Annotated in this window: 11 protein-coding genes; 2 read left to right on the plus strand and 9 right to left on the minus strand. The window is 56.0% G+C overall.

Going from position 1 to position 12025, the window contains the following annotated elements:
- The 8 genes from PG731_RS06025 to glgA form a co-directional block, all read right to left on the minus strand.
- Positions 1–495: a SixA phosphatase family protein gene (locus PG731_RS06025; protein WP_270772800.1), complete on the minus strand. Its 495-nt coding sequence runs from the start codon at positions 493–495 to the stop codon at positions 1–3.
- A 224-nt stretch (positions 496–719) separates the two neighbouring features.
- The gene (locus PG731_RS06035) at positions 720–1409 is read right to left on the minus strand and encodes a histidine phosphatase family protein (RefSeq protein ID WP_270772803.1); all 690 of its coding nucleotides are present in this window, start codon (positions 1407–1409) and stop codon (positions 720–722) included.
- Positions 1410–1454: 45 nt separating this feature from the next.
- Positions 1455–4394: a bifunctional [glutamine synthetase] adenylyltransferase/[glutamine synthetase]-adenylyl-L-tyrosine phosphorylase gene (locus PG731_RS06040; RefSeq protein ID WP_270772804.1), complete on the minus strand. Its 2940-nt coding sequence runs from the start codon at positions 4392–4394 to the stop codon at positions 1455–1457.
- Positions 4394–5728: a glutamine synthetase family protein gene (locus PG731_RS06045; RefSeq protein WP_101627797.1), complete on the minus strand. Its 1335-nt coding sequence runs from the start codon at positions 5726–5728 to the stop codon at positions 4394–4396. The genes PG731_RS06040 and PG731_RS06045 overlap by 1 nt, the downstream gene beginning before the upstream one ends.
- 73 nt (positions 5729–5801) lie before the next feature.
- Positions 5802–6680, minus strand: a complete 879-nt coding sequence (locus PG731_RS06050; RefSeq protein ID WP_101627798.1) for an SPFH domain-containing protein — start codon at positions 6678–6680, stop codon at positions 5802–5804.
- A gap of 8 nt (positions 6681–6688) precedes the next feature.
- Complete coding sequence (locus tag PG731_RS06055; protein WP_270772805.1) at positions 6689–7153, minus strand: NfeD family protein; 465 nt, start codon at positions 7151–7153, stop codon at positions 6689–6691.
- Positions 7154–7202: 49 nt separating this feature from the next.
- Positions 7203–7988 (minus strand): ABC transporter ATP-binding protein, encoded by a 786-nt coding sequence (locus tag PG731_RS06060; RefSeq protein ID WP_270772806.1) that lies wholly within the window; start codon positions 7986–7988, stop codon positions 7203–7205.
- A gap of 42 nt (positions 7989–8030) precedes the next feature.
- Positions 8031–9254, minus strand: a complete 1224-nt coding sequence (glgA, locus tag PG731_RS06065; protein WP_270772807.1) for a glycogen synthase — start codon at positions 9252–9254, stop codon at positions 8031–8033.
- A 176-nt stretch (positions 9255–9430) separates the two neighbouring features.
- On the opposite strand from glgA, the gene glgC reads away from it, so the two are divergent.
- Both glgC and serB read left to right on the plus strand, forming a co-directional pair.
- On the plus strand, positions 9431–10669 hold the full coding sequence (glgC, locus tag PG731_RS06070; RefSeq protein ID WP_270772808.1) for a glucose-1-phosphate adenylyltransferase: 1239 nt from the start codon (positions 9431–9433) through the stop codon (positions 10667–10669).
- Positions 10666–11376, plus strand: a complete 711-nt coding sequence (serB, locus tag PG731_RS06075; protein ID WP_442952658.1) for a phosphoserine phosphatase SerB — start codon at positions 10666–10668, stop codon at positions 11374–11376. Before glgC ends, serB begins: the two co-directional genes overlap by 4 nt.
- Before the next feature lie 89 nt (positions 11377–11465).
- Here serB and PG731_RS06080 read toward each other — a convergent pair whose 3' ends face one another.
- Positions 11466–12023 carry an NUDIX hydrolase gene (locus tag PG731_RS06080; RefSeq protein ID WP_270772809.1) on the minus strand — a complete coding sequence of 186 codons (558 nt, stop codon included), beginning with the start codon at positions 12021–12023 and terminating at the stop codon, positions 11466–11468.
- Between the last annotated feature and the right edge of the window lie 2 nt (positions 12024–12025).

The following is a 12025-nucleotide window of genomic DNA, read 5'->3' on the forward strand; positions in this document are numbered from 1 at the left end:
TTACAGCAGGCGCGAGACGGTGACAATCCGTACTGGTAAGTTCGCACCGGGACGAAAATCAGCGAAACTTCCTTCGCTTTGAATGATCAGAGCAGTCGCTTTACCGACCCCAGTGCCAAGATCGGCTTTCGCACTATCGTCTCCGATCAGGTATCCAACATGGCCGATTGTTGGCTGATGTCCGACAATCAGTGCAGATTCTCCAGGCAGGGAGTGAATCGTTTCGATGAGTGACTCTGCCCCGGCAGAGTAGATTGAGCGATCCTTATACGTGGTCCTCATTGGCAGGTTCTTCGCGATCTCGTCGAAGGTCTGCCATGCACGCACTGCTGTTGAACTGACCCCTAGTTCGATGTCTCCAACTTCGGCCCGCAGTTTGATACCAAGCTCGTGCGCCCGACGGAGACCAAGATCGGTCAACGGGCGCGAGTGATCCGACATTGCGAAATACTCCGGGTCAGAGTGGCGAACAAGGATCAGCGTGCATTGACTCATGCGAAAAGATTACAGTGTGAGGGATCGAGGAGGTTCAATGGCATTGGGACGAGGCAGCGCTGACGGTGTGTGTCAGGCGCGCGAGTGTAATGCGCAGGCGGTGTGGACCATCACCTGGTCAAACCCGAAAATCCCGTGGGCGGATTCCAAGACGTGGCTGTCATGCGACGAACACCGCGAATTCCTGTCCGATTACATGAAATACCGGGGTTTCCCCTGTGAGATCAATCCTCTAGATCCCACTGATCAACCGGACGGCTATTCCACGTCAGACCAGTGAATGCACCTCGCAGGTCATCGAGGTTGTAAGGAACGGAGGTACCGAATCGTTCGGTAGGCCACTGCAAGATGACGGTTCCCGTATTCGACATGAAGTGAGTCATCACAAGAGTGCCGGAGATGTTGTGCGCAAGCGTTGATGCCAGCAGGCGCAGTAGGGCTCCGTGGGCGACGATCACACCCACACCGTCCGGATCTTCCTCAAGTACGAGGCCAGCCACTTCGGCGATAACAGGCAACGCACGAGCAAGTGCGTCCTCCCCCGTTTCACCGCCAGACATACGGATGTGAGTTGCACCGTGCGACCAGTTTCCCGTTCCTTCAACGTAAACGGAGTCTGAGAACGGGTCAGCGTTCATCTCAACGTCACCTGAGCGTAATTCACGAATTCCTGGTCTGACCAGCGGAGTCAGGGCGTACTTAGCGCATAGGGGTGCGCAGGTTTGACGAGTGCGGAAAAGAGGTGAAACAGCAACCACTGTTGGAGCCTGCCCGACTTCAGATTCCCAGCGCGAAGCAAGATCAGCGGCTTGAGCCAACCCACCGGCGGTTAACGGTAGTCCAGGCCTGGAGGTGTCAAGAGCGTGTGCTTCATTGGCGTAGGTCTGTCCGTGACGCACGAGGACGATTTTCACCTGTGTTTCCGTTTCTTCTTCATGCCCTGGTGTGCAAGGCAGTATTCAGTTCCAAAAGTAGGTATCCATCAATGCGCGTGCTTTGCGCGATCGACGAAGCCATTCTTCTTCCAGCTCAAACTCGCTTGCCACACCATATCCAAGAACGCGTGCCAGCGGGATAAGGTCCTTGAAGTCTCTGGGAACGGTATCGAGTTTAACTCCCGACATTCGCCCGGTTGTCAGCACGTTCGCCGCCCGGATTTGTGATGCGAGGCTCCATGCATTTTCCAACGTCTTCGCATCATCAGGAGCAATCCATCCCGAACGAGTTAATGCGTGGAGTGCATCAATCGTTGACGAGGTGCGTAAAGAGTCATCGGCATGAGCATGTTTCAGCTGAAGAAGCTGAACAATCCATTCGACGTCTGACAGGCCACCCGGCCCCAATTTCACGTGACGTGTGGGTTCGATGCCACGAGGCAGGCGTTCGCTTTCCATTCTTGCTTTGAGCAGACGAATGTCTCTGATCTGGGCCTCGTCAATCGCGCTACCATAGCGCACGCGGTCGATTAACTCCCCCATTGAAAGCATCAGATCATCGGGGCCGGCGAATACGCGCGCCCGAAGGAGCGCTTGGCGTTCCCAGGTCGATGCCCACTTGTCGTAATACTCCGCGTACGATTCGACGGTTCTGGACATCGGTCCGTTGCGTCCTTCTGGGCGTAGGTCTAGGTCAACGCTGACACTCATCTGCGCTGTGACCGTCCCCAGCAATGCTTTCACGCGGTTGATGATTGCCGTTGCAGCGTTCGCAGCGTCGCTATCGCTCACACCATTGGCCGCGCGATGAAAAGCCATGACATCAGCGTCGGAGGCATAGTTTGATTCGCGTCCTCCGTAACGTCCCATCGCCACGAACCCAACGTCGACACGGTGACCGTTCTTGAGTTCTTCTTCGCGCGTTGCAATCGCTAATGCGCCGACAACTGCTGCGTCCGTAGCATCGGAGATTGCCTGCCGCCTGGCTCCGATTCCAGCCACCAAATCGCTCATCGCAGCACGAGTAAGTTCACGCGAACGCATGGCTCGCACGCGATATGCGGCCTTATCCGAATCTCCGTGGCGGTCAATCAACGAGGCCGCCTCGACTTTCAAAGCCTCAGCTTCACGAGGGGCGAGGTCTTTATCAAGATCCAGCCAGGCGACTGCTTCGGGGCGATGTGACAGAGCCTCAGCGATCCACTTCGAGTTCGGGAGCATCTCGCAGAGCCTGGATGCGGCAACTCCGGAATCACGCAGGAGAGCCAAATACCAGTGAGAATCACCGATTTGCTCCGATAGAGCTCTAAAGTTCAGCAGACCAAGGTCTGGATCGGCACCGTTGGAAAGCCACGAAATAAAAACGGGCAGAAGATGACGCTGGATCTTCGCACGCCTGCTTGTGCCCTGCGAGAGCGCCGTAATGTGGGCAAGAGCTCCTCGTGGATCGCGATAGCCGATGGCGTGAAGACGAGCCTGAGCACCATCGGAGTCCAGCGTAGCTTCATCAGGGCTCAGGCCCGCAGTTGCCTGAACAATCGGACGATAGAACACATCCTCATGGAGCATTCGAACGCGATCTCGGATGCGTTTCAGTTCCTTCGCCAGAGCCTCGGAACTACCGCAATGCTCAAGATCAACTCCCCTGCCCACCGCTCGAAGTTCGTTCGCTGACGTAGGGATCAGGTGGGTGCGACGCATGCGTTGAAGCTGAATACGGTGTTCAACAGCACGCAGGAAGCAGTAGCATTCACGCAGTTCTTGAGCATCACTACGCGCCACATAACCACCGTCGCCAAGGCGAGACAGCGCATCCAACGTTGATCTGACGTGAAGCGAATCATCGGTACGACCGTGGACCAGTTGCAACAGCTGCACGGTGAACTCGACATCACGCAGGCCACCTCGCCCGAGCTTCAGTTCACGGTCAGCTTCACGACGGGGAATCGTGTTTTCAACGCGACGTCGCATTGCTCGAGCATTTTCAACAAAGCCATCACGCCCCGTAGCATTCCAAATGTACGGGGAAGCAACACGGAAAAAGGCCTGACCAAGCTCCGTATCACCAGCTGCCGGGCGAGCTTTAAGAAGAGCCTGGAACTCCCACGTTTCAGCCCACTTATCCCAATACTGTTTGAACGAGTCAAGTGTTCGCACAAGCGCGCCATGACGCCCCTCGGGACGCAGATTCGCATCCACGCTCCAGAGTGGCTGTTCATTACCCGGACCTGAGCATGCCTGAGCCGAAAGCGCCGCCATGCGCGTACCCAGTTCGATGGCACTACGCTCATCAACACCCTCAGCCGGGGCAACAACGTACATTACGTCAACGTCGGAAATGTAGTTGAGTTCTTGAGCGCCCGTTTTTCCCATCGCAATAATCGAAAGACGAACATTACCCTGCGGATCAATATCTCGTCGCGCCAGTGCGAGGGCAGCTTCGAGTGCAGCGTCAGCAAGCGCTGCAAGGCGCACACCGACTTCCGGCATATATTCGGGCGGGTTCGGGTGCGTAGCATCGTCAGCAACGAGGTCCAACAAAACTCTGCGATACGCCCTACGCACATCGTCGCCATTGTAGCCGGGAGACGCAACGGGCATCTGCGACGCTGGATCAGCCCCCACTGCGTGAAGGAGCTCCGTCAACGGTTCGTCGGGTTCAACAAGCAAACCCTCAATGCGTGAAGGGTCAGAAATCAGGTAGTCGCCCCACCAGGAAGATGCACCAAAAACCGCGACCAGGCGCCGAAGCCCATCGCCCCCTTGTTCAGCGACTGTGGCTAATTGAGTGGGGGCGGCCTCGTGAAAACGCAGGCAGCTTACCAACGCGGAATCTGGATCGGCGCAGGCGTTGAACAGCGGTAGCCACTCGCCTAGCTCGCCAGGCAGGTCAGCGAAAAATGACGCTGCTCGCACCGGATCCAAGAAACCGCTACCGCGGAGGTCCTTAGGGGCGACCTCCATCAGTAGACCTTCAGGAACTGGCGAATCTCCTGAGGCGTCACCTGCTGGCGGTACTCACGCCATTCCTTTTCCTTGTTGCGCACAACGTAGTCGAAGACCTCTTCACCAAGAGCACCGGCAACCAAGTCAGATTCACGCATCAAACGAACCGCGGAAGCCAATGAGGTCGGCAGAGCCTCGATCCCCATCACCTGACGTTCGCGATCCGTCAGATCCCACACATTGTCCTCAGCTTCGTCGACAAGTTCGAGACGACGTTCAATGCCGTCAAGACCTGCAGTGATCAGAACGGCGAGTGCAAGATAGGGGTTCGCAGCCGGATCCAAGGCACGGTATTCAATGCGCGCTGCCGTACGCTTTTCAGGCTTGTACAGCGGGACTCGAACCAACGCGGAGCGATTGTTATGACCCCAGCACACGTAAGACGGAGCCTCGCCCCCACCCCAGAGACGCTTATAGGAGTTCACGTGCTGATTGGTGACAGCAGCGATCTCGCAAGCATGTTCCAAGAGCCCAGCAATGAAGTGGCGTCCCGTGCGTGACAGCTGATACTCACCTGACGGATCGTAGAAAGCGTTTTCTTCACCTTCGAGCAGCGAAAGGTGCGTATGCATACCCGAACCCGGGTGGTCAATGAAGGGCTTGGGCATAAACAGTGCGGCGAGGTTCTCGCGCAACGCGACCTCTTCGATGACGGTTCGAGCGGTCATGATGTTGTCGGCAGCACTCACCGCATCGACTGCACGCAGGTCGATTTCGTTTTGACCGGGGCCACCTTCGTGGTGGGAGAACTCGACCGCAATGCCCATATCTTCAAGCATGCGAACCGCGCGACGACGGAAATCATTCGAATGCCCGCGCGCAACATGATCGAAATAACCCGCAGAATCAACAGGCTTCAAGTTGTCGACACTGATCGGCTGTTGGAGCAGATAGAACTCAATCTCAGGGTGAACCATCACAGTGAAGCCGCGCTCTTGGGCTCGTTCAACAACGCGTTCCAACACGCCGCGCGGGTCGCTACGTGAAGCCTGACCATCGGGGGTCAACACGTCGCAGAACATTCGAGCAACGGGATCTTCTTCCCCTCGCCACGGCAACATCTGGAACGTCGAAGCATCCGGACGCAATAACATGTCGGACTCGTGTACGCGGGTCATGCCCTCAATCGCCGAACCGTCGAAACCGATACCCTCAGTGAAGGCATCTTCCAACTCGCCCGGATCAATTGCTACAGACTTCAAGACACCAGCGACGTCTGTAAACCACAGGCGAATAAAGCGAATGTCGCGGGCAGCAACCTCGCGCAGAACCTTTTCCTGGATGGGGTCCATGAGTCTCTTCTTTCAATCAGGGGCGATGGTGAGGGGGCGGCGGCCAAGAACACGTGGTCCACACCGGACAGTTTTACTTGTTCGGCTTAAAACCCTTCGCAATGGAATCCAGAGCAGCCGTCAGTTCGGTGGGAACAACCCACACCTTCGACGAATCCCCCTTGGCAAGTTCCGGAAGCATCTGCAAGTACTGGTAGCTCAGCAGATCAGGCGTTGGATTGCCCTCGTGGATCGACTGGAAGACGGTACCGATAGCCTCTGCTTGACCGCGGGCGCGAGTGACAGCCGCCTGAGCTTGTCCTTCAGCCTTCAAGATGGCGGACTGCTTTTCACCCTCAGCCTGAAGGATCTGCGACTGACGGACACCTTCAGCAGTCAGAATCGCTGCACGCTTATCACGTTCGGCTCGCAACTGCTGTTCCATTGCCTGCTGAATCGACGGTGGCGGATCAATTGCCTTCAACTCAACGCGATTCACCCGGATACCCCAGCGTCCCGTTGCTTCATCAAGAACACCACGAAGCTGAGTGTTGATCGAGTCGCGACTCGTCAGCGTCTGCTCGAGGTCGAGCGAGCCAATGACATTACGGAGCGTCGTCACCGTCAGCTGTTCGATTGCCTGAATGAAGTTCGCAATCTCGTAGGTCGCGTGCATTGGATCCGTAACCTGGTAGTAAATCACCGAGTCGATGGAAACCACGACGTTATCGGCGGTAATCACCGGCTGTGGAGGAAAGCTGGTGACCTGTTCACGCAGGTCAACGCGTGCTGCAATACGGTCAAAGAACGGAATCAGCACATGCAAACCACCGTACATCACCGTGTGAAAACGACCGAGGCGCTCGATCACCAACGCGCGAGGCTGGGGAACAATCTGGACGCTCTTGGCAAGGATGACCACAACAAGGATCAGCAGGAGCCCAGCAACGAAGGGACCAATACTAATGTCCACGGCGACACTCAACCTTTCTGTTCTTCGAATGATTTACTACGGTTCTCGACGGAGGTAACAACCGCCGTAGCACCGTCGATCTCGCACACATACGCATGTTCACCCACAAGAAGGGGCTTTTCGTCGATTGTGCGGGCAGACCAGACTTCGCCTTCAAGTTTCACGCGACCACTGCTGGCGTTCACGGTTTCAATCACATCGACCTGTCGCCCAATCAAGGCGTGCACATTGGTTTTCACGTTCGTTTGCGACCAGAGCATACGCATTTTCAGCCACGGACGAAGCGCACAAAGAAAGACCAGCGAGCAGACCACAAAAACGCCGACTTCGGGCCAGAGCCCAGGAACCACAAGAGAGGTTAACGCCGCTGCCAAAGCACCGATGGCGAGCATGAGGAACACAAGGTCAACCGTTGCCATCTCAATCAGTCCAAGAACGATGGCAACAATCACCCACCACAAAGCGTGCGTCATACACACTCCCCTTCACTCGACGTGTCCACGGTGATACCTATTAAGAGACTTACCTGACGGCGCGAGCCCACCAGCGTCCGTTGTCGTTACCGGCGCTCAGAGGCAGACAATACGTCGCTGACAGATTCACTCCGGTGATGACGGAATCAATTGCGCCCGACTGGACGACCTTTGCTCCATCCATCAAGACCGCGTGCGTCATTCCGCTGGGAATTTCTTCCACCTGGTGTGTAACCAAAATGACCTGCGGAGCATGCGGACCGGAAATGATCTCTTCAAGAGCTCCGATCAATAGTTCGCGGGCGCCAAGATCCAAGCCAGCGGTAGGCTCATCAAGAATCAGGATCTCCGGGTCTGTCATCAGGCTTCGAGCAAGCAACACGCGTTGCGCTTCGCCCTCAGAGAGAGTTCCAAACTGACGATCCGCCAAATGGTCAATACCGAACGCGACAAGCAGATTGTCGCAACGCGCATCATCTTGAGCTTCGTATTCTTCGTCGCGATGAATTGCGATACCCCACGCTGCCGTGCGAACAAGGTCGCGAACAGTTTGGTGTGCACGAATGGAGGGGGCAAGAGACTTCGAAACAAGTGCAACGCGGGAAGCAAGTTCTTGACGGTCGAGAGCAGAAACGTCTTCGCCATCAAGTGTCACCCTGCCCTGCGCCAATGCTTCACGACCGGCTAGCGCTCGGATAAGAGTTGTCTTACCCGCGCCATTCGGGCCAAGAATCACCCAATGCTGGCCGTGTTCGGTGCTAAAAGACACCGAATCAAGAATCGCAGTTCCACGTTTCCTTACAGTTGCATCCACACATTCAAGGACATAAGTCATACCTATAAGCCTACCTTTGTCGCCGAAATATAATCGGCTGACTCACACCAGTGTGCGATACAGAGCCGCGGTCTTCTGGCCGATGGCATCCCAAGAGAAGTGGTCGCGAGCACGCGTCAGGCCTGCCACTCCCATCGTCTTGGCGCCCTGAGGGTTATCGAGGACTGCGATCAGGCGCTCGGCCATATCATGAACGAAGGTATCGGGCTTCAGAGGAGTGCCGGTGCCGTCATCCATTTGTTCGATCGGAACCAGATACCCGGTCTCGCCGTCGACGATGACATCGGGAATACCGCCCGTTGCCGTACCAACAACGGGCAGACTCAGCGCCATCGCTTCGAGGTTCACAATACCGAGTGGCTCGTAGACCGACGGGGTGATGAACACGGTCGATGCATCCAGAATTGCTGCAATGTCAGGTTGCGGGAGCATCTCAGAGATGAGGATGACGCCCTGACGCTTCGCCTGCAGATCCTTCACAAGCGCATCAACTTCGGCTGCAATCTGCGGAGTATCGGGAGCACCCGCACACAAAACAATCTGAACGTCATCGGGAAGCAGGTTCGCTGCGCGCAGAAAATGGGGCAGACCCTTTTGACGCGTAATGCGTCCAACGAACACAACGGTTCGCTTGGTCGGATCAATCGAATACGTCTTCAGAACGCGTTCTTGGTTCTCGCGTTCAGCGTCGGTAGACGGAGCACGCCACTTCGCCAGATCAATGCCGTTGTGAATGACGTGAACCTTCGCGTCGTCAACGTTCGGGTAGCAGCGCAGAATGTCGGCCTTCATACCGTTCGAAACTGCAACAATGCCGGCAGAGGCCTCGTACGACGTCTTCTCGATGTAGGAAGAAATGCGGTAGCCACCACCCAGCTGCTCGGCTTTCCAGGGGCGCAAGGGCTCCAGAGAGTGTGCTGAAATGACGTGCGGAATATCGTTAAGCAGAGCCGAAAGATGGCCGGCAAAGTTTGCGTACCAGGTGTGCGAGTGAACCAGGTCTGCGCCTTCGGTCTGGGCAGCGATGGAAAGATCTACGCCGAGCGTTTTCAGTGCCGCGTTCGCTCCTGCCAGTTCCGCTAGGTCAGCGTGGCCGACAACTCCAGTTTCGGCTCCTTCGGTTCCGGGTTCACGAGGCCCGTCAAACGCGTGAACGCGAACCTCGTCGAGGCGGGGACGCAGAACTTTAGCAAGTTCGGTAACGTGAACACCTGCACCTCCATAAACAAAGGGCGGATACTCGCGGGTCAGCAGGTCAACGCGCATGATGGTCCTTTCAGGGAAGGCACAAACTTCTTGGGCTAGCCTACCGCGAGCACAGAGCACTCACCGGCGAACCCCCACATGCGTGCACATAGTTACGAATTCAATGACCATATGTGATGGGCGCCACACAGTGGAATGTGCGTGCAAGATCACACTGACTCTCATAGGCTTAGTCCATGGCCAAAAATCATGTTCTCGCAATTGTTCTTGCGGGTGGTGAGGGAAAGCGACTGATGCCGCTGACCGACGACCGCGCTAAGCCCGCTGTTCCCTTCGGTGGACACTATCGTTTGATCGACTTTGCTCTGTCCAACATCGTGAACTCCGGTTATCTGAAGATCATCGTGTTGACCCAGTACAAGTCCCACTCGCTTGACCGCCATGTCACCAAGACCTGGTACACGTCTCCTCTTCTCGGTAACTTCATCGCCCCTGTTCCGGCTCAGCAGCGTCGCGGGCCTCACTGGTACTTGGGTAGCGCTGACGCTATCTACCAGTCCCTGAACATCGTCGATGATGAGCAACCCGACTACATCGTCATCATTGGTGCCGACAACATCTACCGTATGGACTTCTCTCAGATGGTTCAGCACCACATCGATTCCGGACTCCCGGCCACGGTCGCAGGTATCCGTCAGCCGATCGAACTTGCTTCCGCTCTCGGCGTGATCGACTCGGCAGACGGCAAGATCAACCAGTTCCTCGAAAAGCCGAAGAACGCTGTCGGCCTTGCCGATGATCCCACCAAGGTGCTCGCTTCCATGGGCAACTACGTGTTCACCACGAAGGACCTGATCAAGGCTCTCCGCGAGGACGCACACAACCCCGAGTCCAAGCACGATATGGGTGGCAACATCATCCCGTGGTTCGTCGAGCGTGGTGAGTGCGGTGTATACGACTTCCAAGACAACGACGTCCCGGGTTCGACCGACCGCGACCGTAACTACTGGCGCGACGTTGGTACCCTCGACGCCTACTATGACGCCAACATGGACCTGATTTCAGTCCACCCCGTGTTCAATCTGTACAACCACAAGTGGCCGACGATGACGATGATCGACGGTTCCCTGCCACCGGCTAAATTCGTGTACGGCGAAGAGCACTCGCGAATGGGTCACGCGGTTGACTCCTTCGTCTCCCCCGGCGTCATCATTTCCGGTGGCGAGGTCTACCACTCGGTTATCTCCCCCGGTTGCTACATCCACTCCTGGGCTCAAGTCACTGACTCGGTTGTGATGGATGGGTGCCGTATTGGTCGCCACGCAGTGGTATCCAAGGCAATCCTCGACAAGAACGTTGTTCTCGAAGAAGGTGCTGTGATTGGTCTTGACCACACGCACGACCGTGAACGTGGCTTCACGGTCACAGATTCCGGTATTACCGTTGTCCCCAAGGGAACGGTTGTTACCCGTTGAGTAATACACCCTGTTCTCTCCCGGACGCTTCGGCGTTCGGGAGAGACGCATTTTCACCCCTGCCTCGCCTGATCGTCACCGATGTTGATTCAACTTTGATCGCCCAAGAAGTCATCGAAGAGTTGGCGCATTTCGCTGGGACGCGCGGGCAGGTTGCTGACATCACCGCGCGGGCAATGAACGGCGAGATAGACTTCGCCGAATCTTTGCGCCTCCGTGTCTCCACCTTGGCGGGTGTTCCCGCTACGGTGTTCGACGAGGTTCTTCATTCGATCACTCCTACGCCCGGTGTTCGCGATCTGATTGATGCGGTTCATGCCCACGGCGGTTTTTTCGGTGTGGTCTCAGGTGGCTTCGAGGAAGTTGTTTCTCCTCTTTGTCACCAGCTGAACATCGATCATTACTTGGCTAACCGACTTGAGGTCACCAACGGCTTCTTGACGGGTAAGGTCCTGGGGGCAATCGTGACCGCGGACGCCAAGGTTCAGGCGTTGGAAGAGTGGCGTCTATTGCACGGACTGGATGTTAACCAGACAGTCGCCATCGGAGATGGAGCAAACGATATTCCAATGCTCCAACGGGCAGGTGTGGGAATCGCTTTCTGCGCAAAGCCCACAGTTCGTGAGCAAGTAAAGTATTCACTGAACGTTGCACAACTGGATCTCTTGATTGAGCCATTGGGACTATCGGGGGTTCCTCGCACCTAAGCGCACACTGAGTACCAACAGATTCTCAATTGTCAGAGCTTCTGATTAAAGGCGTATCGGATCGGAAATGTTCATCCGATCTGATACGTTCACTCTTCGCCGCTTCCTGAGCAGGCACTTGATTCGCGAATACGGTGAAGCTGACCGTCCCAACCGTTCACCCATGATTGGGCAAGAGTCGCAAGATTGAGGGGGTAGACCTCACCGTTCAGTGCCCGTTGAGCAAGCTCATCTAGATCCCACCAGCGCTGTTCGTCAATCACGTCGCGTTCTAGGTCGGTCCACCCATCATCGTTCAGCGTGACACATTGAGTGTGAGCGATGAAGAACCACTCGTCCTGTTTGGCGGTGATGGATAAAAAGTCGAAGGTTGCTTCACGATAGATCACGGGGCCAACAAGAGTATCGGGTTCTAAGACAATCCCCGTTTCTTCAAAGAGCTCTCGACATGCTGCTTCTGCGGGATTCTCCCCCTCCATAATTCCGCCACCGATGGTGAACCACCACTGGCGTTCCGGCTGATCGCGATCGTGTCCTTTGGCAAGGAGCAATCTGCCATTCTCATCAAAAAGGATCACGCGAGCCGCTTGTCGGTGCGGGTAGCCGTCTGCATCTACAGGCCATTCGTTTTCATCAAGACCAGACATGG

It is taken from the genome of Pauljensenia sp. OF14-1SRA (assembly GCF_027694595.1).
Taxonomy (GTDB): domain Bacteria; phylum Actinomycetota; class Actinomycetes; order Actinomycetales; family Actinomycetaceae; genus Pauljensenia; species Pauljensenia turicensis_B.